Below are 20,576 nucleotides of genomic sequence, written 5' to 3'. Positions count from 1 at the left end.
TTGGGGGCGATCCCTTGGCGGGCCGTCGATCATCGGGGTTGGGCGTCATCACTCCCGTTATGCCTGTGGCCTGGAGGGGGATTTCGTGTCCACGGGTTTCTCCCCTCGCAAGGCGCAGATTTCGATCTACATCCTGCCGGACTACGCGACTTGGAACGTCATTACCCGAACGTCCCGCGCCAGGCGCAGGGAACCGGGGGCCGGTGTCGGACGATTGTCCGATGCCAAGGAGAAACCATGCGTCTTTATACCTGTACCTGCGGCAACCGCCTGTTCTTCGACAACACCCAATGCACCAGCTGCGGGCGTCAGACCGGATGGTGCCAGACCTGCAAGGCTGTCACCGCGATGGAGCCGGAGGGCGATCACCTGCGCTGCCTGGGGCCGCTGGGCTCTGACGGGTGCGGCGCGCAGGTCGTGCCCTGCCGCAACTACGCCGAGGAGCAGGTCTGCAACCGCACCGTGCCCCTGGGCGGGGATGCCTATTGCGATTGCTGCGCGCTGAATGAGACGGTGCCGGACATGTCCGTGGAGGGCAACCGTGCGCGCTGGGCGCGGCTGGAGGCGGCCAAGCGGCGGCTGATCTACGCGCTGGAACGGCTGGGCCTGCCCTTTGGCGCAGAGACGAGCCCTCCGCTCAGCTTCGCCTTCATGGGCGATCCGCTGGACGACGGGCTGTGGCGCAAGGCGGGCGAGGCAGAGCGCGTCTATACCGGCCATGCCGAGGGGCTGATCACCATTAACATCCGCGAGGCCGATCCGGCGGAGCGCGAACAGATCCGCGTCGACATGAACGAGGCCCACCGCACGCTGATCGGCCATTTCCGCCACGAGGTCGGCCATTACTACTGGGATGTGCTGGTGCGCGGCCAGTGCGAGGACCAGTTCAAGGCGCTCTTCGGGGATCATGAGAACCCCACCTATGGCGCGGCGCTGGAACGCCATTACGCCAAGGGCGCGCCCAAGGGCTGGGAAGAGCATTACATCAGCGCCTATGCCACCATGCACCCCTGGGAGGACTGGGCCGAAACCTGGGCGCTGTACCTTGATATCGCGGCGGTGCTGGACACGGCAGAAGAGCTGGGGCTGATCCCGATGCAGCAGGAGCCGACCTCTGTCGATGCGATGCTGCGCCGGTACCGGACGCTGGGCCTGGTGCTGAACGAGCTGAACCGCGAAATGGGCCTGCTGGATTTCGCCCCCGCCGTGATCACCCCGGCGGTGGCCGGCAAGCTGGAGTTCATCGACCTGGTCGTCCGCCGGGCCGCCGGGCAAGGCTGATTTCTGGACAAAGGGGCGGGGTTGTGACAATTGGCGGCCAACAGGAGTCATGCTTATGTCCGCCATCGTCACACGTTTCGCGCCCAGCCCCACCGGCTACATCCACGTCGGCAACCTGCGCACCGCGCTCTTCAACTTCCTGATCGCCCGGAAATCCGGCGGGACCTTCATCCTGCGGATCGACGACACGGATCCGGAGCGCTCCAAGCAGGAATACGTGGATGCGATCAAGGAAGACCTGGAATGGCTGGGCCTGACCTGGGACCGCGTGGAGCGCCAGTCCGAGCGGCTTGACCGCTACGCGGAGGCCGCCGACCGCCTGCGCGAGATGGGCCGCTTCTACGAGGCCTTCGAAACGCCGATGGAACTGGACCTGAAGCGCAAGAAGCAGCTCAACATGGGCAAGCCGCCGGTCTATGACCGCGCCGCCCTTGGCCTGTCCGATGACGAGAAAGCCAAGCTGCGCGCCGAGCGTGGCGATGGCGTCTGGCGGTTCAAGCTGGACCAGCAGCGGATCGAATGGGCCGATGGCATCCTGGGCGATATCTCCATCGATGCGGCCTCTGTTTCCGATCCGGTGCTGATCCGCGCCGACAAGCAGGTGCTTTACACGCTGGCTTCCGTTGTCGATGACACGGAAATGGGCGTGACCCATGTCGTGCGCGGCTCTGACCACGTGACCAATACCGCGACCCAGATCCAGATGATCGAGGCGCTTGGCGGCACGGTGCCCAGCTTTGCCCACCACAGCCTGCTGACCGGCCCCCAGGGCGAGGCCCTGTCCAAGCGTCTTGGCGTGCTGTCGATCCGTGATCTGCGCGCCCGCGGCGTGGAGCCGATGGCGCTGCTCAGCCTGATGGCGCGCCTGGGGTCTTCCCAGCCGGTGGAGCTGCGCGAAAGCGTGGAGGAAATCGCGGAAGGCTTCGACCTGGACCAGTTCGGCTCTGCCCCGACCAAGTTCGACGAGAACGACCTGTTCCCGCTGACCGCCCATGTGCTGCAGGGCCGCTCCCTGGCGCAGGTCAAGGACCGCGTGCTGCAGGCCGGTGTGCCGGAAGACCAGGCAGAGGCCTTCTGGACCGTGGTGCGGGACAACATCACCGTGCTGTCGGATGTCGACGGCTGGTGGAAGATGTTCTCTGAAGGGGCCGAGCCGGTCATCGAGGAGGAGGACCGCGAATTCGTCGCAGAGGCGCTGGCGCTGCTGCCGGAGGGGCCATACGATTCCGAGACCTGGGGCAAGTGGACGGCCGAGGTGAAAGCCGCCACGGGCCGCAAGGGCCGGGGTCTGTTCATGCCGCTGCGCAAGGCGCTGACCGGCCAGGCCCATGGCCCGGACATGAGCCAGGTGCTGCCGCTTCTCCAGGTGATCAAGGCCAAGCAGGGCGCATAAGCGCTCTCGGGCCGGGCTGCCTGGGGCAGACGGTTAGGGCGGTGGGGTGCACCCATCCTGCGGATTTAGCGAACGGCGGCTCCCTTGGGGGCCGCCGTTTGCGTTTCTGCCGGTCGCGCTTCAGGCCTGGAGGAGGGGGCAGGCAAGCCTGTCCAGCCAATGGTCCACCAGCGCCAGCTCCTGCGGGGTCAGGGGCTGGGCGCGGGGGTAGGCGGGATCGGCGCGGTCCTGCAGCACCGGGGCCTCCCAGCCGTCCGTGGTTTCAAAGAACCGTGCGACGCCCGCTTCGCCGAACTCTCTGAGATAGCCTTGCACGACCACGTCGAGATAGCTCAGCAGGATCGCCGTGGGCTCTGGTGCGGGGGGATGCTTGTCTTCGGGGATCGTGTAGATCGCGACCTCTGGCGGGGGCGCAAGGTCATGGCTGACATCCGCCGTCAGCACCCGGTCATAGGCGAATTCGCGTTCGTCTAGCGCGGCCCAGTCGGCGCCCGGCACGGCGGCCACCAGCCCCTCGATCCGGGTGCCGGGGGCTGGCACGGCGGTGAGGATCGCGAAGGGCCGCAGGGCGGTGTGGCGCCAGACACGTCGCCAGCCCTCTGCCACCGCGGGGCGCGCGCCGCCGTAGACATGGGTCCGGCGGTTGACCAGGCTGCCATAGCCGAAGAAATGAGGATCTGTGGCGTGCATTACGTGTTCCATTTGATGCAGGTCAAATACACCTTGTTCGTATCGGGTCACAGTATGATCGGGTGTGATCCTGCCGGCAAGCTGGCCCCCGTGCGCCGCGCAGATCGGACCACCGGCCGCGCGGGCGGTGGCGCATCCGGCAGGGTAGGGGCTGTTTGGCCGAAAGGAACAGAAGATGCGTTTGACCAAACGAACGAACATCTCCATGCGGGTGCTGATGTATTGCGCGGTGCACCAGGATCGCCTGGTCACCAAGAGCGAGATCGCCGAGGTCTGCAACATCTCGGAAAATCACCTGGCGCAGGTCATCAACCGGCTGGGCCAGCTTGGCTACCTGAAGACCCATCGCGGGCGCAACGGGGGCATGGCGCTTGGCCGTTCCATGCATGAGATCCGGGTGGGCGACGTGTTTCGCGCGGTGGAAGGCACGGTGCCGATCGCGGAATGTTTCGCGGATGACGAGAACACCTGCCCGCTGATCGGGGCCTGCCGCCTGCGCCTGGCGATCGCCCGCGCGACAGAGGCCTTCTATGCCACGCTGGATGAATCCACCCTGGGCGAACTGGTCGAGGAAAACGGCGGTCTTGCCGAACTCATGACCCCTTTCGCCTGCGCGGGCTGATATTGCGACCGGCCCGTCGCAGCGGGCTTGCACTGTTGCGGGAGCGACGCTATCCAGACGCCACCGACACGGGAGAATCCGGCGCAAGCCGGTGCCGAAGGAGCAACCGCCCCGGAAACTCTCAGGCTTCAGGACCGGTCGGTACGAACACTCTGGAGAGAGGCCCGGTCCCGGGTCCGCCGAAGGGATAGCGATCTCAGGCAAAAGAACAGAGGGGGCATCCTGCGGGACCGCAAGGTCGCGCGCGTGATGCCCGGACGCTTGCCGTCAGGGCCGAGGCCTGGAGAGACGGATGAGCGAGACGACAGATGCCCTTCTACACCTGCCGCTGAAAGCCCTGCACGAGGAGCTTGGCGGCAAGATGGTGCCCTTCGCGGGCTACGAGATGCCCGTGCAATACCCTATGGGCGTGATGAAGGAGCACCTGCATTGCCGCGCCGCAGCCGGGCTGTTCGATGTCAGCCACATGGGGCAGGTGGTGCTGAAGGGGGCCGATCCCGAGACCCTGGCGCTTGGCCTTGAAAGCCTGATCCCGGCGGCGGTGCTGGGCCTGGGCGAGGGCCGCCAGCGCTACGGCCTGCTGACCAATGACGCCGGCGGCATCCGCGACGACCTGATGTTCGCCAACCGGGGCGATCACCTATTCGTCGTGGTCAATGCCGCCTGCAAGGCCGCCGATATCGCCCATATGCAGGACAGCCTGCCCGGCATCGAGGTGGTGGAGATCACCGATCGCTGCCTGCTGGCCCTGCAGGGCCCCGGCGCAGAGGCGGCGCTGGCCGCGCTGGCGCCCGAGGTGGCCGAGATGCGCTTCATGGATGTGCGCACGCTTTCCATCGGGGGCGCGGAATGCTGGATCTCGCGCTCGGGGTACACCGGTGAGGACGGCTACGAGATTTCCGTGCAGGCCGAGGAGGCCGAGGCGCTGGCCCGGGCCCTGCTGAACCAGGAGGGCGTGGCGCCCATCGGGCTGGGCGCGCGTGACAGCCTGCGGCTGGAAGCGGGCCTGTGCCTTTACGGCCATGACATCACCGAAGACACCACCCCCGCCGAAGCCGCGCTGCACTGGTCCATCCAGAAGGCGCGCCGCAATGGCGGGGCGCGCGCCGGGGGCTTCCCCGGGGCGGAAAAGATCCTTGCGGAGCTGGAAACCGGCCCCGCCCGCCTGCGCGTCGGCCTGCGCCCGGAGGGCCGCGCGCCCATGCGCGAAGGCGTGACGCTTTTCCACGAGGATGCAGAGGTGGGTCAGATCACCTCTGGCGCTTTCGGACCCAGCCTGCAGGCCCCGGTGGCCATGGGCTATGTCCCGGCGCATCTTGCCGCGGCCGGCACGGCGCTGGAGGCGGAGCTGCGCGGCAAGCGGCTTCCGATCCGCGTTGACAGCCTGCCCTTCATACCTGCCAACTTCAAACGCTGACAGACAGGGAATCGACCAGATGAAATTTACCGAAGAACATGAATGGCTGCGCCCCGAAGACGACCTGATCGTCGTGGGGATCACCGAACATGCCGCAGAACAGCTTGGCGACATCGTCTTCGTCGAGCTGCCCGAGGAAGGCACGGAAGTGGCCAAGGACGACGAGGTCGTCGTGATCGAAAGCGTCAAGGCCGCCAGTGACATCCTGGCGCCGATCGACGGCGAGATCGTGGAAGTGAACGAAGTGCTGGTGGAGGACCCCTCCAAGATCAATGACGACCCGATGGGCGACGCCTGGTTCTTCAAGATCAAGCCGTCCGATCCGTCCCAGATGGACGATTACATGGACGAGGCGGCCTACGCGAAGTTCATCGCCTGATCCGCGGGCTACGGCCCTACGCGAGGCGCATTGGGCGCCTCGCCCCCTTCCTTGACAGCCCGGAGCATTCGATGCCCTTCACCCCGACCGAATACCGCCCCTACGACTTTGCCAACCGCCGCCACATCGGGCCATCGCCCGCCGAGATGGAGGCGATGCTGAAGGTCATCGGGACGGACAGCCTTGACACGCTGATCGGGGAAACGGTGCCCAGGCAGATCCGCCAGGCCCAGCCGCTGGACTTCGGGCCGGCGCTGTCCGAAGCGGATCTGCTGAAGTTCATGCGCGGGGTGGCGGGCAAGAACAAGGTGCTGACCAGCCTGATCGGGCAGGGCTACCACGACACGATCACGCCCCCCGCGATCAAGCGCAACATCCTGGAAAACCCCGCCTGGTACACGGCCTATACGCCCTACCAGCCGGAAATCTCCCAGGGCCGGCTTGAGGCGCTGCTGAACTACCAGACCATGATCTGCGACTTGACGGGGCTGGATATCGCCAATGCCTCCCTGCTGGATGAATCCACTGCCGCCGCGGAGGCGATGACCATGGCGCAGCGGGTGGCGAAATCGAAGGCTGGGGCCTTCTTCGTCGACGTGAACTGCCATCCCCAGAACATCGATGTGATCCGCACTCGGGCCGAGCCGCTGGGGATCGAGATCATCCTTGGCGAGCCCGCGGAGCTGGAGGCCGAGAAGGTCTTTGGCGCGATCTTCCAGTATCCCGGCACCCATGGCGAGCTGACCGATTTCACCGAGCAGATGGAGGCGCTGCACGGTGCCAAGGCCGTCGGCATCGTCATCGCGGACCCGATGGCGCTGTGCATCCTGAAGGAGCCGGGCGCGATGGGCGCGGATATCGCCGTGGGCTCCACCCAGCGGTTCGGCGTGCCGCTGGGCTATGGCGGCCCGCACGCGGCCTACATGGCCTGCCGTGATGCCTACAAGCGCTCCATGCCCGGGCGGATCGTGGGCGTGTCCATCGACGCCCGGGGCAACCGCGCCTACCGGCTGGCGCTGCAGACCCGCGAACAGCATATCCGTCGCGAGAAGGCCACGAGCAACGTCTGCACGGCGCAGGCGCTGCTGGCGGTGATGGCGTCGATGTACGCGGTCTTCCACGGGCCGGAGGGGCTGAAGGGCATCTCCCAGCGGATCCATCGCAAGACCGTGCGCCTGGCCAAGGGCCTTGAAGGGGCGGGCTTCGAGGTTGGTCCCAAGGCCTATTTCGACACGATCCACGTGGAGGTCGGCGCGCTGCAATCCGCAGTGATGAAATCCGCGCTGGACGAGGGGCTGAACCTGCGCCGCGTGGGCGAGACGAAGATCGGCATCACGCTGGACGAATGCACCCGCCCCGCCACGATCGAGGCCGTCTGGCGCGCCTTTGGCTTGTCGATGCCCGGCGCGGCGGCGGAAGGCCCCTATGATTACCTGATCCCCGATGCCCTGGCGCGCGAAAGCGCCTACCTGGAGCATGAGATCTTCCACATGAACCGGGCCGAAACCGAGATGATGCGCTACATGCGCCGCCTCGCGGATCGCGACCTTGCGCTGGACCGGGCGATGATCCCTCTAGGCTCCTGCACGATGAAGCTGAACGCGGCGGTGGAGATGGAGCCTATTTCCTGGCCCGAGTTCTCCTCCCTGCACCCGTTCTGTCCGGCGAACCAGGCGGCGGGCTACGGCCAGCTGCTGTCGGATCTCTCTGCCAAGCTTTGCGAGATCACCGGCTACGCGGCCTTCTCCATGCAGCCGAACTCGGGCGCGCAGGGGGAATTCGCCGGGCTGCTGACGATCCGCAACTACCACAGGGCGCGGGGCGAGGCGCATCGCAACATCTGCCTGATCCCGACCTCGGCCCATGGCACGAACCCGGCCTCGGCCCAGATGGCCGGCTGGAAGGTCGTGCCGGTCAAGGCGCGTGACAACGGCGATATCGACCTGGGCGACTTCCTGGAGAAGGCCCAGAAATACGCCGATGACCTGGCGGCCTGCATGATCACCTATCCCTCCACCCACGGGGTCTTCGAGGAAACGGTGCGCGAGGTCTGCAAGATCACCCATGATCACGGCGGCCAGGTCTATATCGACGGGGCCAACATGAACGCCATGGTGGGCCTTGCGCGCCCCGGCGATATCGGCGGTGACGTGAGCCACCTGAACCTGCACAAGACCTTCTGCATCCCGCACGGTGGCGGCGGCCCCGGCATGGGCCCGATCGGCGTGGGCGCGCACCTTGCCGAACACCTGCCGGGCCACGTTGCCACGGGCGGCTCCGGCGCGGTGGCGGCGGCGCCCTATGGGTCGCCCTCGATCCTGCCGATCTCCTGGGCCTACTGCCTGCTGATGGGCGGCGAGGGGCTGACCCAGGCAACCAAGGTGGCCATCCTGAACGCCAATTACATCGCCGCCCGCCTCAAGGGCGCCTACGAGGTGCTCTACAAGGGGCCCCAGGGGCGCGTGGCCCATGAATGCATCCTCGACACCCGCCCCTTCGGAGAGGTCGGCGTGACGGTGGATGACATCGCCAAGCGGCTGGTCGATTGCGGCTTCCACGCCCCCACCATGTCCTTCCCCATCCCGGGCACGCTGATGGTGGAACCCACCGAAAGCGAGACCCGCGCAGAACTGGACCGCTTCTGCGACGCCATGCTGGCGATCCGGGAAGAAATCGCGCAGGTCGAGGAGGGCAAGGTCAGCGCGGAGCACTCCCCGCTGCATTTCGCCCCCCATACGGTAGAGGATCTTGTCGCTGCCGACTGGGACCGCGGCTATTCCCGCGAACAGGGCTGCTTCCCCCCCGGTGCCTTCCGGGTGGACAAGTACTGGCCGCCGGTCAACCGAGTCGACAACGCCTGGGGCGACCGCAACCTGACCTGCACTTGCCCGCCGATGAGCGACTACGCCGAAGCGGCAGAGTAATGGCAAGACCGCCGCGCGCCATGGCATCCGGGCGCGCGGCGTCGACCCGCGTGCCTACGGCCACGCCCCCGCCCGCCGCGCCTGTCAGACCGGGCCCCGCGCGGCAATCGTCGCAGGGGCCCCTGTCTTCACCTGGCTGAAAATACTTCAGGGGGAGTCTCCGGCACGGAGGCGGGGGGCGGCGCCCCCCTGACCCGCCGCCGCAGGTGCCGTTGCCCCCGGCAACGAGACACCCTCGCAGCACCGCAAGCCCCCCTGGCTCACCCCGGAGCCTCAGGCCACCCGCTCGCCTTCTGCCGCTACGACTTCCAGTCGCACCATGGTCTGGTTCAGCAGCATGTAGGCGATCTCTCCAAAGGTCGCGGGGCCGGTGAAACTGCCGGTGCTGCGCCCTTCCAGCCCACCGTGGACGTAGTTCAGGATGCAGTTGCAGGCCAGCTGGCTACCCCCGTCGCCGCTGCACTGGCGGGCGAATTCCTCCGGGTAGGGAAGCGCCAGGGGGCGGGCAAGGCGATATTCCACGCCGGCCATGACCGGAGCGTAGAAGGACACGCCGCTTTCGGCGCTGACCTCCCTGAAAGAGACATTGACCAGCGCGCCAGCGTAATCGGCCACCAGCGGCAGGCGGGTGTCGATCCCCTGCTCCGTGAGATAGGTGGCCAGGTCCACTTCCTGCCCGCCGACAAGGGCAGTGCGCGCGGAAAACCCGGTTTCGGTGAAGGTAAAGCTGCGGGCCGGATCCGCGTCCTGGTCAAAGAGGGTCACGATGTCGATCCGGGCCATCCGGTCGGGCGGCAGGGCCAGGTGCATGATCAGGGCGCCATCGGCATGGGCCCTGCCGGTGGTGCCGTCGATGACCAGCGGTAGCACGGCGGGCTCCGCCTCCAGCAGCCTGCCGGTCACCCAGCCCATCAGCGGCTGATCGAACAGGCCCTCATAGCCCGGCCCGTCGATGGCAAAGCGCTGGTGCGCGGTGGAAAAGGCGGGGATCAGCACGAAGCTCATGCCGTTGCCAAAGCGCCCCGAGGTCAGAGAGGGCAGCTCTGCCGCTGGAACGTGGCGGATCAGGCTGTCCGTGGCACTGGGGATCTCTGTCACCATGACGCGGGCACTGTCGCAGATCCCGCCCTCTTCGGTCAAGAAATAGCAAGCGGTGCCGCCGATCCAGTTGCCGCAGGGCAGGGCGCGCAGGGCCTCTTCGCTGCCGGCGATGACAAGGGGCATGCCCGAAGGCCCCCCGTCGCGGATCTTCTGCGCGGCCTGGCGGACCGTCAGCATCTGGGTCTTCATGCGGCTCTCCGGATGACATCCGGCAGGTCGTCGCGCACGGCCGGATTGGTGTTGAAATACCCATGCAGCAGGGCCACGGCCTCTGGCATGGAGGCGGGTACATTGCGTACCTGGACGCGCAGCCGGGCAACCAGCATCCGCGTCCCGAGCGAGCACCCCTCAAGCCGCCAGCTGTCCAGCAGTGCGACGGTCCAGCAGGGGTCGTAAAGACTGGGTATGTTCAAAGGTCCGCTCCGTCTTGGGGATGCGGACAAAGTGTTGTGAGAAGATTACCGCGGCCTTGAAAGATCGCGACAAGTCTATCTTCTAAAGTTTGACCTAATCCCGGCCGCGCAGTACCTGCGCTGGACGGGCCGAGAGCGGCCGCCAGGCAAAGGCCAGCCCGGCCAGCAGGTTGGCGGCCAGGCCGCCCAGCACCACGGCCAGGGCATTGGGCCAGATCACGGAATAGCTTGTCTCGAATACGTAGTGGCAGACGGCCCAGCCACCTGCGATGCCCGCGCCCAGGGCGATCACCCCGGCGCTTGCGCCCAGCAGGGCCGCGCGCAGGGCCAGGCTTTGCAGGATGCGCGCCCGCGTCGCCCCCAGCACCTTGAGCACGGCGCTTTCATAGACCCGGTCCCTTTCGCCCGAGAGCGCCGCGCCGATCAGCACCAGGAAGCCCGTCAGCAGCGTGGCAAGCGCCCCGTAGGAGGTCGCCGCCGCGATCCCTTCCAGCAGCGCGCTGACGCGGTCGATGGCGTCGCGCACGCGGATGGCGGTGATATTGGGGAAGCTGCGGCCCAGGTCGCGCATCAGGGGTGCCTCTGCCGCGCTATCGGCGTAGATCGTGGCGATCCAGCTATGGGGCGCGCCGGAGAGCGCGGCTTCGTTCATCACCAGGATGAAGCCCATGCCGGCGGTGGAAAAATCGACCTCTCTGAAGGAGGTGATCGTGGCCTCTATGTCGCGGCCCAGCACGTTGACGGTCAGGGTGTCGCCAAGGCTCAGCCCCAGTTCGGCGGCCTCATCGGCGGAAAAGCTGATTTGCGGCGCGCCGGTGAAATCGGGACCCCACCAGCTGCCGGCGGTCAGGCGCGTGTCCTTGGGCATGGCCCCGGCATAGGAGATCCCGCGATCCCCGCGCAGCACCCAGTGATCCCCGGCCACCTCCTGGGCCGGCGCGCCGTTGATCTGGGTGATTACGCCGCGCAGCATGGGCGCGCGGTCCACGCGGCTAACGCCGGGGTCTTCTTCGACGCGCGCAAGGAAGGGATCCATCTGGTCGGGCTGGATATCGACCACGAAGTAGGAGGGCGCGCGGTCCGGCAGGTCCTGGGCGATGGCGCGGCGCATGTTGCCGTCGATCTGCCCGACGGAGGCCAGCACCGAAAGGCCGAGGCCCAGAGAGAGGACCACCGCCGTTGCCTCTGTCCGGGGGCCGGAGATGGCGGCCAGCGCCCAGTGCAGCGCCGGGCGGCCCCGACCCAGGCCACGGGCGCGGCGCGCCAGAGCCTTGATGCCTGCCGCCGAGAGCGCCAGCAGCAGCAGCGCGGCCAGCAGGCCCGCCGCCGCCCAGAGGGTCAGCCGGGCGCTTTCCGACAGCAGCGCCGCCGTGCCGATCAGCAGCCCCACCAGCCCCAGGATCGCCAGCGCCATCGGCCGTGGTGGCAGCCCGGGACCAGAGGCCCCGGCATCGCGGAACAGGGAGGCGGCGCGGATCTGCTGGACCCGGGCCAGCGGCCAGAGCGTGAAGATCAGCGCGGTCAGAAGACCATAGAGCGCGGCCTCCAGCAGGGCGGCGGGGAAGATGCCGAACTGTGCGGGCACGGGCAGGCGGGCCGAAAGAACGGGCGCCAGCGCCAGCGGCACCAGCGCGCCCAGCACCAGCCCGATCACGATGCCCAGACCGGCCAGCGCGCCGATCTGCAGGAAATAGGTCAGGAAGATCACCCGCCGCTCCGCCCCCAGGGTGCGCAGCGTGGCAATGACCGCGATCTTGCCCGAGAGGTAGGCCCGGATCGCGGCAGAGACCCCGACCCCGCCTACGGCCATGCCTGCAAGCCCAACCAGGATCAGGAAGGCGGCCAGCCGGTCCACGAAGGTGGCAATGCCGGGGGCGCCGTTGCGGGCATCGCGCCAGCGAATGCCGCTGTCCGCGAAGTGATCCCGCGCGGCGGTTTCCAGCGCCTCCAGATCCGTTTCCGGGGCCAGCAGAAGCCGGTAATGGCTGTCAAAGAGCGTGCCGGGCGCCAGCAGCGCCGTGCCCTGCAGCGCATCGCGCAGCACCAGTGTGCGTGGTCCCAGCGAGAACCCGGAGGCATTGGCATCCGGTTCGCGCGTCAGCGCGGCCATGAGGGTGAAGGTTTCCCCGCCCAGCTGGAAGCTATCGCCGGGCGCAAGGTCCAGGCGGTCCATCAGCACCGGCTCCATCACCGCGCCGGGGGAGCCATCGCGGCCCGCGAGCGCCTGGGCCAGGGGCATGGGCGGATCCAGCGCGACCGTGCCGGTCAGGGGGTAGGCGCTGTCCACGGCCTTGACCTGGGTCAGGGCGCGGTCATCGCCCAGGCTGGCCATGGAGCGGAAATCGGCGACCTCTGACGTGGCCAGCGCGCGTTCCTCAAGCCAGGCGCGTTCCTGGGGCGTGGCAAAGCGGTAGGTCAGGGAGACCTCTGCATCGCCGCCCAGCATGGCGGCCCCTTCGGCGGCTAGCCCGGCCTCGATCGCGGAGCGCACGGAGCTGACGCCGGCAATCGCGGCCACGCCAAGCGCCAGGCAGGCGATCAGGATGCGGAAGCCCGAAAGACCGCCGCGCAATTCGCGGGCGGCGAAACGGGCGGCCAGGCGCAGGTCGGCGCGCAGGCTGCTCACTCTGCGGCCTCTTGCGCAGGGGGGGTGTCATCCAGCCGCCCGTCCCGCAGGCGGATCACGCGCGAGCATCGCGCGGCCAGTTCCGGCGCATGGGTGACCATGATCAGCGTGGCCCCGTGCCGGTCGCGCAGGGAAAACAGCAGGTCCATGATCGCCGTGCCATTGGCGCCATCGAGGTTGCCGGTGGGCTCATCGGCCAGCAGGATCGCGGGCCGGGGGGCAGAGGCGCGGGCCAGGGCGACGCGCTGCTGTTCGCCGCCCGAGAGCTGCGCGGGGTAGTGATTGGCCCGCGCGGCCAGGCCGACCGTCTCAAGCTCTGCCAGGGCGCGGTCGCGGGCGTCGCGGTGCCCGGCCAGTTCCAGCGGGGTTGCGACGTTTTCCAGCGCGGTCATGGTGGGAATGAGGTGGAAGCTTTGGAAGACCACCCCCATATGTTCCCTGCGGAAGCGGGCGAGCGCGTCTTCGGACATGGCGGTCAGATCATGGCCCAGCACCTCGACCCGGCCGCCGGTGGCGCTTTCCAGCCCGCCCATCAGCATGAGGAGAGAAGACTTGCCAGACCCGGAAGGCCCGATGAGCCCCAAAGTCTCACCCCGCGTGACGGACAGGTCGATGCCGTGCAGGATCTCTACCCGGCCCGCATTGCCATCAAGGGCCAGCTGGGCCCCGGTGAGCGTCATCACTTGGTCATGCATGGCGGGCCTTCGCGCTGTTGGGTCCAGTCTTGCATATGGGCGGTCTGTTCTGCGGGGCAAGGCGGTCGCGACAATGTTAGGCGTTTGTGCCGCCATGTGGGCGGTGGCGGCAGAGGCAGAGCCGGTGACCCTGCTGGCGTTCGGGGACAGCCTGACACAGGGCTACGGCCTGGAGCAGGGCAGCGGGCTGGTGCCCCAGCTGGAGGACTGGCTGAAGGATCAGGGGCGCGAGGTCACGGTGATCAATGGCGGTGTCTCTGGCGATACCACAGCTGGCGGGCTGGCACGGATCGACTGGTCGCTGACCCCGGAGGTCGAGGCGCTGATGGTGATCCTGGGCGGCAATGACCTGTTGCGGGGCACCGATCCCGCCACAGTACGCGCCAACCTGGAGGGGATCCTGCAGGCTGGTGCTTCACGGGATCTGCCCATGCTGCTTGTGGGGATGCAATCGGCGCAGAACTTCGGGGCCGATTACAAGGCCGCCTTCGATGCGATCTACCCGGAGCTGGCGGATCAGTTCGAAACCGTCTTCGTACCCAGCTTCCTTGGCCTGCTGAGCGACAGCGGCGATCCAGCGGATCTGCGCGGGCACATGCAGCCGGACGGGATTCATCCGTCCGCTCAGGGCGTGGCCCGGATCGTCGAGGCGCTTGGCCCCTCTGTTCTGGAGGTTCTGGACCGGGTGCCGGACAAGCGCTGAGCCGCGCATCGGTGCACCGGGCTTCGTCGTTCCGGCGGATCCAGTGGATGGCGGCCCCTGTCCGCCCGTGCTCAGTCGACCTGAAGGTTGATCGCTGATTCGCGGCCGTCGCGGCCTTCCTTGATCTCGAACCGCACCCGCTGGTTGTCCGACAGGCCGGTCAGGCCCGATCGTTCCAGCGCGGTGATATGGACGAAGATATCTTTCTTGCCGCCTTCGGGTGCGATAAATCCGTAACCTTTCACGGAGTTATACCATTTGACGACACCGTTGTTCATTTCCGATGGTCCTGCCGAGGCGCTGCCCACGGTATGTGGCAGCCTGGCTTCGTCCTTGGCCGGTCGGGCAGGGGGCAGTCGATGACGCCCGTCTAAAGCTGTAACGATGCATATTAACTGTGCATCCGAATCGACCTGTTGAGCAAGTATTAACGTTTATATGCGTGTTTTGCCGGCCCGATATGCGGGTGGCGCGCCTGTCAACGCTGTTGCCGCAGGCGCTTTCGGGGAGCTTTCCAAGCCCCTTTGACGATCCCTTCACGCAAGTGCCCGAGCTGGCCTAGAGCGCGAAGAAATCCCGGATGTCATCGAAGAGACGCCGCGAGGTTTCATACAGCAGGTGCCCCTGTCCGGGGTAGATCAGGAACTGTTCTGCCTGAACGCGGGCGGCGAAGGTCTGGGTGGCCTCGACCGGGAAGACCGGGTCCGCGCCGCCGTGGAAGAAGCCGATTCTTGTGTCCGAAAGATCCCTGTCCGCATCCAGCCGCCAGGTCATGAGGCTGGCCGAATGGGCCAGCGACAGCTTGAGCGAGGGGCGCACCATGACCGCGCGGACCTCTTCCGCCTCAGACTGCGACAGGCTGGCGGTGGCGCTGTCCTGGTAGTGTTCGCGCCCATAGAGCAGGGTGCGGTAGTTTTCCGTCAGGGCCGCGTCCGAGCGGGTGGTGCCGACGCGCAGCATCGCCTCTGCCACGTCCACCGCGCCGCGCAGGGAGGCCATTATCGCCGAGGGCATCTCTGCCGCCGAGGAGATCAGCGCCATGGCCTGCGGCGGCGTGGTCAGCCGCTCCGCCGTTTCGATGGCGATGGGGCCACCGGTGGAATAGCCGATCACGTAGACCTCGTCCGGGTCGAGGTCATTGACGTAATCCGCGATCAGCTGGGCAGAGCCGTCCATGTCGACCCGGTGATCCTGGGGCAGACCGTCCATGCCGGGGAAGCGATAGGCGACCACAGTGGTATCGGGCAGATGCCAGTCCAGCGCCGGGGCGAAGATGTTGACGGATTCGAAGGCCCCGGGGATCAGCAGGATCACCCTGTGGATGCCTTTCCGGGCCTGTCCGTCCTCCAGCATGGGGAAGACCCCGGCGCGCTCTGGCCCCGGAAGGGAGGAGCAGGCGGAAAGGATCAGCAGCAGAAGGGCGGGAATGAGGCGGTGCGGCATTGTTCGTCCGGTCAGGCGGCGCTGGTGGGGCGGGACCAAACGCCGGGGGCCGGCGCGGGGTTCCGCCCTTTCGGCGCGGGAATGCGCGTCCTATATGTCAGCTGGCAGACGGGAGACAGGGCATGAGCAACCAGACGGCGGAAAAGCGGACAAATGCGAAGCAGGCGGCACGGAAGCTGACCTGCCTGGACTGCGGCCAGGTGAACCGGGTGCCGGAGGCGCGGCTGTCCGAAGCACCGAAATGCGGCACATGCGGTGCGCAGCTGATGCCGGGCAAGGCGGTGGAAATCGACCTTGCAACGCTGGAAAAGGCCGCTCGCAACGACGAGGTGCCGCTGGTTGTGGATTTCTGGGCCCCCTGGTGCGGCCCCTGCCGTATGATGGCGCCCGAGTTCTCCAAGGCGGCCGGAACGCTGCGCGGTGAGGCCCGTCTGGTCAAGCTGAACACGGAGGCCCACCAGGCCGCCAACCAGCGTTACCAGATCCGGGGCATTCCCACGATGATCGCCTGGTCCGGCGGGCGGGAGCGCAAGAGGCAAGCGGGCGCGCAGCGCGCGCCCGGCATTACCTCTTGGGTGAAATCGCTCTGATTGCGCCCCGGGCCAGTTGCCGAAAGCGCAGCGCGGGTCAGGATTGCAGGACCGTGACCTTGGTGCCGATCGGCACTTCGTCGTAAAGCGCGATCACGTGTTCATTGATCATCCGGAAACACCCGCTTGAGGCATTGTGGCCGATCGACCGTGGTTCGACAGTGCCGTGGATGCGCACGTAGGTGTCCTTGTTCCCCTGGTAGAGATACATGGCGCGTGCGCCCAGCGGGTTGCCGGGGCCACCCGGCATGCGATCATCGTTGCCCTTGAACTTGCCGTAATGGGCCGGGTCGCGCTCGATCATCTCAGCGGTCGGGCGCCAGGTGGGCCATTCGACCTTGCGCTTGATCGTGGCGGTGCCGGTGAAGCCCAGGCCCGGGCGAGCCACGGCGATGCCGTAGCGCATCGCCTCTCCCGGGGCGGTGACGTGATAGAGGAAATAGGAGCGCGGCAGGATCACGATCTCTCCGGGTTGGTACTGCGGAGAGAAGCTGACCTTCTGCGGCATCAGGATCTGGGGCGTTTCGGCGGCGTGCAGAAGCGCGGGGGCAAGGGTTGCGGCGGCGGAGGTCGCAAGGAAGTGTCGGCGGCTGATCATCGTAGTCCTCCTGGCAGAAAGGATGCACTGCTCAGTCTATCGGGCAGAATGGGTGTGAAGACGTAAGCTATTGCAAAAGTTTAACCGGAAAAGGGTGATTCGCCGTGAAATCTCTTGCAAATACGGGACGAATGCCCGGCATCAGCGTTTCAGCGGCGTGCGGGACCGCGCAAACGCGGCTCTCCCCTGATCGCGCAGCAGCCTTGCAGATGGAAGGGAAAAATTAAGTCTTTCCCCGGTATCGAAGGCTTATACCCAAGGACAGCCGGCGCGTGAGAACCGCGTGGCGGCGCATGGCCAGAAGGCGTGACAGAATGGAAGTGACGGCAACCAAACTGCCAGAGGTACTGCTGCTGACCCCGAAGCGCTTCGGCGACAGCCGGGGTTTTTTCAGCGAAAGTTGGAACCGGCGCAGTTTTGAACGCGCGGGGATCCACGTGGATTTCGTGCAGGACAATCATTCGCTGTCGCAAAAGGCCGGAACATTGCGCGGCTTGCACTACCAGGCCCCGCCGCACGCCCAGGGCAAGCTGGTGCGCTGCGGGCGCGGGCGCCTGTTCGACGTGGCGGTGGATTTCCGGCGTGGCTCTGCCCGGTTCGGGCAATGGGTGGGGGTCGAGCTGAGCTTCGAGAACGGTCGTCAGCTTTGGATTCCCCCGGGCTTCCTGCATGGCTTCGTCACCCGCGAGGATGACACCGAAGTCATCTACAAATGCACCGATTACTACGCGCCGGAGGCCGATGGCGCGATCCGCTGGGATAGCCTGGGGATCGACTGGGGTGTGCTGGACCCGGTGCTGTCGGACAAGGATGCCGCCGCCCCGGCCTGGGGCACGGTGCAAAGCCCGTTTGAACTGGAGGGCGCGGCATGAAGATCCTGGTCACAGGCGGCGCGGGGTTCATCGGCTCTGCCGTGGTGCGGCTGGCGATCGCGCGCGGCTACGCGGTGGTGAACCTGGATGCCCTGACCTATGCCGCCTGCCTTGAGAACGTCGCCAGCGTGGCCGATCACCCGAATTACTGCTTCGAGCAGGCCGATATCCGCGATTCCGCGGCGCTGAACCGGATCTTTGCGCGCCATGCGCCGGATGCGGTGATGCACCTCGCCGCCGAAAGCCACGTGGACCGCTCCATCGACGGGCCGGCGGCCTTTATCGATACCAATGTCACCGGCACGATGACCCTGCTCCAGGCGGCCCGCGCCCATTGGCAGCGCGCGGGACGTCCAGAGACATTCCGGTTTCACCATGTTTCCACGGACGAGGTTTTCGGCTCTCTCGGGCCGACGGGCTATTTCACGGAAACCTCGCCCTATGCGCCCAACAGCCCCTATTCGGCCTCCAAAGCGGCCTCTGATCACCTGGTGCGCGCCTGGTCGGAAACCTATGGGCTGCCCGTGGTCCTGTCGAATTGTTCCAACAATTACGGGCCCTTCCACTTCCCGGAGAAGCTGGTGCCTGTGGTGATCCTGAACGCCTTGGCCGGCAGGGAAATCCCGGTTTACGGCGCGGGTGAGAACGTGCGCGACTGGCTTTACGTAGAAGATCACGCAGAGGCGCTGCTGGCCGTTCTGACCCGTGGCGTGCCCGGGCGCAGCTACAACGTGGGCGGCAATGCAGAGGCGCGCAATATCGACCTGGTGCGGATGATTTGCGCCTGCCTTGACCGCGAGCGTCCCGGCGCCGCCCCCTATGCGGGGCAGATCCGCTTCGTTGCGGACCGCCCGGGCCATGACCAGCGCTATGCCATCGACGCCACCCGCATCCGCGAGGAGTTGGGCTGGCTCCCGACTGTCACCCTGGAACAGGGGATCGGCCGCACGGTGCGCTGGTATCTTGAAAACGAAAGCTGGTGGCGGGCCCTGCAGGCGCGTGACGGCGTCGGACGGAGGCTTGGTGTCGCATGAGGGTATTGGTCTTCGGAGCGGACGGGCAGGTGGGCCGCGAATTGCAGCGCTTTCCCCAGGTGACGGCCCTGAGCCGGGCAGAGGCGGACCTGGAGAAGCCGGGCGCCTGCGCCGAGGTGATCGCCGCGACAGAGGCGGACGCAGTGATCAATGCCGCAGCCTACACCGCCGTGGACCGGGCCGAGGAGGAAGAGGCCTTGGCAACCCGGATCAACGCCGCCGCCCCCGGCGAAATGGCGCGCGCCTGTGCGGAGGCGGCGCTGCCCTTCCTGCATGTCTCGACCGATTACGTCTTTGACGGGCGGGGCAGGATGGCCCGGCGCGAAAGCGCCCGCTGTCATCCGCTGAACGCCTATGGTCGCAGCAAGCGGGCCGGGGAGCGCGCCGTGGCCGCAGCCGGCGGGCGGTGGGCGGTCCTGCGCACCTCCTGGGTGTTTTCCGCCCATGGCAACAATTTCGTCAAGACCATGCTGCGGCTCTCCGAAAGCCGGTCGGAGCTGAGCGTTGTCGATGACCAGATCGGCGGGCCGACCCCGGCGGCGGATATCGCGCGGGCGCTGATCTCTCTCGGGCGGGCCCTGGGCGGCGGGCATCCGGGCGGGATCTATCATTTCGCCGGCCAGCCCGCAGTCAGTTGGGCCGGTTTCGCGCAAGAGGTCTTTGCCCGCGCGGGCCGCCCGGTCACCGTCACGCCAATCCCCACCGCGCAATACCCGACCCCGGCGGTGCGACCGCTGAATTCGCGTCTGGACTGCGGGCGCATCACGGAGGACTTCGGCATCGCGCCGCCGGACTGGCGCCGGGGGCTGGATGCGGTCCTGCAAGAGCTGGAGGCAACGGCCACATGACCGAACGCAAGGGGATCATCCTGGCCGGGGGCACCGGCACGCGGCTCTACCCGATCACCATGGGGGTGTCCAAGCAGCTGTTGCCGGTCTTCGACAAGCCGATGATCTATTACCCCCTGTCGGTCCTGATGCTGGCCGGCATCCGCGAGATCGCGGTGATCACCACGCCGGAAGACCGCGCGCCTTTCGAACGCCTGCTGGGCGATGGCAGCCAATGGGGCCTGCGCTTTACCTATATCGCGCAACCCCGGCCGGAGGGGCTGGCCCAGGCCTACCTGCTGGCAGAGGATTTCCTGGACGGCGCGCCAAGCGCCATGGTCCTGGGCGACAACCTGTTCTTTGGCCATGGCCTGCCCGAGCTGATGGCCTGCGCCGATGTGGCGGAATGCGGCGGGACGGTCTTCGGATACCGTGTGGCGGATCCGGAACGCTATGGCGTGGTCGATTTCGAGGCCGACGGCACCGTCCGCCATATCGTGGAGAAACCCGCCCGCGCCCCGTCCAATTACGCGGTCACGGGGCTGTATTTCCTGGATGGCAGTGCCCCGGCCCGCGCCCGCCGGGTGACCCCTTCGGCGCGCGGCGAGCTTGAGATCGTCTCGGTCCTGGAAAGCTACCTTGAGGACGGCAGCCTGCGGGTGGAGCAGATGGGGCGCGGCTATGCCTGGCTGGATACGGGCACCCATGCCAGCCTGCTGGACGCGGGTAACTTCGTGCGCACCCTGTCCGAACGACAGGGCCAGCAGATCGGCAGCCCGGATGAGATCGCCCATGCCAATGGCTGGATCGATGATGGCGCGCTGCTGGAACGGGCCGGGCTGTTCGGCAAGAACGGCTACGGGCTTTACCTGCGCGACCTGGTGGAGCGCCGCTGAGGGGGCGACCGTCACGGTGGTCTCAGGGAAGATTTACGGTGCTCTCCTAGCCTCCGGCGGCAAACCTGATCC

At 67.0% G+C, this 20,576-nt stretch carries 20 protein-coding genes and 2 riboswitches; of the genes, 12 read left to right on the top strand and 8 right to left on the bottom strand.

Annotation, left to right across the window (positions count from 1 at the left end):
• The first annotated feature begins 237 nt into the window (after positions 1-237).
• Together HCZ97_RS13635 and gltX are read left to right on the top strand one after the other, a co-directional pair.
• Positions 238-1,281, top strand: coding sequence for a putative zinc-binding metallopeptidase (locus HCZ97_RS13635; RefSeq protein ID WP_167689269.1), 1,044 nt, complete (start codon positions 238-240; stop codon positions 1,279-1,281).
• 55 nt (positions 1,282-1,336) lie between these two features.
• Entirely contained in the window at positions 1,337-2,674 is a 1,338-nt protein-coding gene (gene gltX / locus HCZ97_RS13630; RefSeq protein ID WP_167689268.1) for a glutamate--tRNA ligase, read from the top strand.
• Between the two features lie 120 nt (positions 2,675-2,794).
• Here the strand turns inward: gltX and HCZ97_RS13625 are convergent, their stop codons facing one another.
• Complete coding sequence (locus HCZ97_RS13625) at positions 2,795-3,364, bottom strand: gamma-glutamylcyclotransferase family protein (protein WP_167689267.1); 570 nt, start codon at positions 3,362-3,364, stop codon at positions 2,795-2,797.
• Between the two features lie 175 nt (positions 3,365-3,539).
• On the opposite strand from HCZ97_RS13625, the gene HCZ97_RS13620 reads away from it, so the two are divergent.
• From HCZ97_RS13620 to gcvP, 4 genes are all read left to right on the top strand, one after another.
• Positions 3,540-3,986, top strand: a complete 447-nt coding sequence (locus tag HCZ97_RS13620; RefSeq protein ID WP_167689266.1) for an Rrf2 family transcriptional regulator — start codon at positions 3,540-3,542, stop codon at positions 3,984-3,986.
• A 58-nt stretch (positions 3,987-4,044) separates the two neighbouring features.
• Positions 4,045-4,133: riboswitch (glycine riboswitch) on the top strand.
• Between the two features lies 1 nt (position 4,134).
• A riboswitch (glycine riboswitch) is annotated at positions 4,135-4,202 on the top strand.
• A gap of 76 nt (positions 4,203-4,278) precedes the next feature.
• Complete coding sequence (gene gcvT, locus HCZ97_RS13615) at positions 4,279-5,403, top strand: glycine cleavage system aminomethyltransferase GcvT (RefSeq protein ID WP_167689265.1); 1,125 nt, start codon at positions 4,279-4,281, stop codon at positions 5,401-5,403.
• Between the two features lie 19 nt (positions 5,404-5,422).
• Positions 5,423-5,782 (top strand): glycine cleavage system protein GcvH, encoded by a 360-nt coding sequence (gcvH, locus tag HCZ97_RS13610; protein WP_167689264.1) that lies wholly within the window; start codon positions 5,423-5,425, stop codon positions 5,780-5,782.
• 71 nt (positions 5,783-5,853) lie between these two features.
• The gene (gcvP, locus tag HCZ97_RS13605; protein WP_167689263.1) at positions 5,854-8,706 is read left to right on the top strand and encodes an aminomethyl-transferring glycine dehydrogenase; all 2,853 of its coding nucleotides are present in this window, start codon (positions 5,854-5,856) and stop codon (positions 8,704-8,706) included.
• Positions 8,707-8,979: 273 nt separating this feature from the next.
• Here gcvP and HCZ97_RS13600 read toward each other — a convergent pair whose 3' ends face one another.
• From HCZ97_RS13600 to HCZ97_RS13585, 4 genes are all read right to left on the bottom strand, one after another.
• The gene (locus tag HCZ97_RS13600) at positions 8,980-9,996 is read right to left on the bottom strand and encodes a hypothetical protein (RefSeq protein WP_167689262.1); all 1,017 of its coding nucleotides are present in this window, start codon (positions 9,994-9,996) and stop codon (positions 8,980-8,982) included.
• Positions 9,993-10,220: a hypothetical protein gene (locus tag HCZ97_RS13595; protein ID WP_167689261.1), complete on the bottom strand. Its 228-nt coding sequence runs from the start codon at positions 10,218-10,220 to the stop codon at positions 9,993-9,995. The genes HCZ97_RS13600 and HCZ97_RS13595 overlap by 4 nt, the downstream gene beginning before the upstream one ends.
• Positions 10,221-10,314: 94 nt before the next feature.
• A complete protein-coding gene (locus HCZ97_RS13590; protein ID WP_167689260.1) occupies positions 10,315-12,846 on the bottom strand; it encodes an FtsX-like permease family protein in 2,532 nt (843 codons plus the stop codon).
• Positions 12,843-13,541, bottom strand: a complete 699-nt coding sequence (locus HCZ97_RS13585; RefSeq protein WP_167689259.1) for an ABC transporter ATP-binding protein — start codon at positions 13,539-13,541, stop codon at positions 12,843-12,845. Before HCZ97_RS13585 ends, HCZ97_RS13590 begins: the two co-directional genes overlap by 4 nt.
• 73 nt (positions 13,542-13,614) lie before the next feature.
• Between HCZ97_RS13585 and HCZ97_RS13580 the strand changes: the two genes are divergently transcribed.
• Entirely contained in the window at positions 13,615-14,244 is a 630-nt protein-coding gene (locus HCZ97_RS13580; RefSeq protein WP_254871530.1) for an arylesterase, read from the top strand.
• Between the two features lie 71 nt (positions 14,245-14,315).
• On the opposite strand, the gene HCZ97_RS13575 is transcribed toward HCZ97_RS13580, so the two are convergent.
• The gene (locus HCZ97_RS13575) at positions 14,316-14,522 is read right to left on the bottom strand and encodes a cold-shock protein (RefSeq protein WP_167689257.1); all 207 of its coding nucleotides are present in this window, start codon (positions 14,520-14,522) and stop codon (positions 14,316-14,318) included.
• A 280-nt stretch (positions 14,523-14,802) separates the two neighbouring features.
• Positions 14,803-15,687: an alpha/beta fold hydrolase gene (locus HCZ97_RS13570; RefSeq protein ID WP_167689256.1), complete on the bottom strand. Its 885-nt coding sequence runs from the start codon at positions 15,685-15,687 to the stop codon at positions 14,803-14,805.
• Between the two features lie 122 nt (positions 15,688-15,809).
• Here HCZ97_RS13570 and trxC point away from each other — a divergent pair, with 122 nt between their 5' ends.
• Positions 15,810-16,277 carry a thioredoxin TrxC gene (trxC, locus tag HCZ97_RS13565; protein ID WP_167689255.1) on the top strand — a complete coding sequence of 156 codons (468 nt, stop codon included), beginning with the start codon at positions 15,810-15,812 and terminating at the stop codon, positions 16,275-16,277.
• Between the two features lie 37 nt (positions 16,278-16,314).
• On the opposite strand, the gene HCZ97_RS13560 is transcribed toward trxC, so the two are convergent.
• Positions 16,315-16,875, bottom strand: a complete 561-nt coding sequence (locus HCZ97_RS13560; RefSeq protein WP_167689254.1) for a L,D-transpeptidase — start codon at positions 16,873-16,875, stop codon at positions 16,315-16,317.
• Between the two features lie 314 nt (positions 16,876-17,189).
• Between HCZ97_RS13560 and rfbC the strand changes: the two genes are divergently transcribed.
• Genes rfbC through rfbA form a run of 4 tightly spaced genes read left to right on the top strand, consistent with a single transcriptional unit; the run spans position 17,190 to position 20,504 of the window.
• A complete protein-coding gene (rfbC, locus tag HCZ97_RS13555; RefSeq protein ID WP_167689253.1) occupies positions 17,190-17,747 on the top strand; it encodes a dTDP-4-dehydrorhamnose 3,5-epimerase in 558 nt (185 codons plus the stop codon).
• Positions 17,744-18,781 carry a dTDP-glucose 4,6-dehydratase gene (rfbB, locus tag HCZ97_RS13550; RefSeq protein WP_167689252.1) on the top strand — a complete coding sequence of 346 codons (1,038 nt, stop codon included), beginning with the start codon at positions 17,744-17,746 and terminating at the stop codon, positions 18,779-18,781. The genes rfbC and rfbB overlap by 4 nt, the downstream gene beginning before the upstream one ends.
• Positions 18,778-19,629 carry a dTDP-4-dehydrorhamnose reductase gene (gene rfbD / locus HCZ97_RS13545; RefSeq protein ID WP_167689251.1) on the top strand — a complete coding sequence of 284 codons (852 nt, stop codon included), beginning with the start codon at positions 18,778-18,780 and terminating at the stop codon, positions 19,627-19,629. The genes rfbB and rfbD overlap by 4 nt, the downstream gene beginning before the upstream one ends.
• A complete protein-coding gene (gene rfbA, locus HCZ97_RS13540; RefSeq protein WP_167689250.1) occupies positions 19,626-20,504 on the top strand; it encodes a glucose-1-phosphate thymidylyltransferase RfbA in 879 nt (292 codons plus the stop codon). Before rfbD ends, rfbA begins: the two co-directional genes overlap by 4 nt.
• The last annotated feature ends 72 nt before the right edge of the window (positions 20,505-20,576 follow it).

This window comes from Pseudooceanicola sp. HF7 (assembly GCF_011806405.1).
Taxonomy (GTDB): domain Bacteria; phylum Pseudomonadota; class Alphaproteobacteria; order Rhodobacterales; family Rhodobacteraceae; genus Pseudooceanicola.
This window is presented reverse-complemented; position numbering and strand designations above follow the sequence as displayed.

Excerpts from the sequence above, each read along its gene's own strand:
- HCZ97_RS13635 (WP_167689269.1), top strand. The coding sequence starts at position 238 with ATGCGTCTTTATACCTGTACCTGCGGCAACCGCCTGTTCTTCGACAAC.
- gcvP (WP_167689263.1), top strand. The coding sequence starts at position 5,854 with ATGCCCTTCACCCCGACCGAATACCGCCCCTACGACTTTGCCAACCGC.
- gcvH (WP_167689264.1), top strand. The coding sequence starts at position 5,423 with ATGAAATTTACCGAAGAACATGAATGGCTGCGCCCCGAAGACGACCTG.
- HCZ97_RS13560 (WP_167689254.1), bottom strand. The coding sequence starts at position 16,875 with ATGATCAGCCGCCGACACTTCCTTGCGACCTCCGCCGCCGCAACCCTT.
- HCZ97_RS13575 (WP_167689257.1), bottom strand. The coding sequence starts at position 14,522 with ATGAACAACGGTGTCGTCAAATGGTATAACTCCGTGAAAGGTTACGGA.
- trxC (WP_167689255.1), top strand. The coding sequence starts at position 15,810 with ATGAGCAACCAGACGGCGGAAAAGCGGACAAATGCGAAGCAGGCGGCA.
- HCZ97_RS13580 (WP_254871530.1), top strand. The coding sequence starts at position 13,615 with ATGTTAGGCGTTTGTGCCGCCATGTGGGCGGTGGCGGCAGAGGCAGAG.
- rfbD (WP_167689251.1), top strand. The coding sequence starts at position 18,778 with ATGAGGGTATTGGTCTTCGGAGCGGACGGGCAGGTGGGCCGCGAATTG.
- HCZ97_RS13585 (WP_167689259.1), bottom strand. The coding sequence starts at position 13,541 with ATGCATGACCAAGTGATGACGCTCACCGGGGCCCAGCTGGCCCTTGAT.
- HCZ97_RS13570 (WP_167689256.1), bottom strand. The coding sequence starts at position 15,687 with ATGCCGCACCGCCTCATTCCCGCCCTTCTGCTGCTGATCCTTTCCGCC.
- HCZ97_RS13620 (WP_167689266.1), top strand. The coding sequence starts at position 3,540 with ATGCGTTTGACCAAACGAACGAACATCTCCATGCGGGTGCTGATGTAT.
- gltX (WP_167689268.1), top strand. The coding sequence starts at position 1,337 with ATGTCCGCCATCGTCACACGTTTCGCGCCCAGCCCCACCGGCTACATC.
- rfbA (WP_167689250.1), top strand. The coding sequence starts at position 19,626 with ATGACCGAACGCAAGGGGATCATCCTGGCCGGGGGCACCGGCACGCGG.
- rfbB (WP_167689252.1), top strand. The coding sequence starts at position 17,744 with ATGAAGATCCTGGTCACAGGCGGCGCGGGGTTCATCGGCTCTGCCGTG.
- gcvT (WP_167689265.1), top strand. The coding sequence starts at position 4,279 with ATGAGCGAGACGACAGATGCCCTTCTACACCTGCCGCTGAAAGCCCTG.
- HCZ97_RS13600 (WP_167689262.1), bottom strand. The coding sequence starts at position 9,996 with ATGAAGACCCAGATGCTGACGGTCCGCCAGGCCGCGCAGAAGATCCGC.
- rfbC (WP_167689253.1), top strand. The coding sequence starts at position 17,190 with ATGGAAGTGACGGCAACCAAACTGCCAGAGGTACTGCTGCTGACCCCG.
- HCZ97_RS13625 (WP_167689267.1), bottom strand. The coding sequence starts at position 3,364 with ATGCACGCCACAGATCCTCATTTCTTCGGCTATGGCAGCCTGGTCAAC.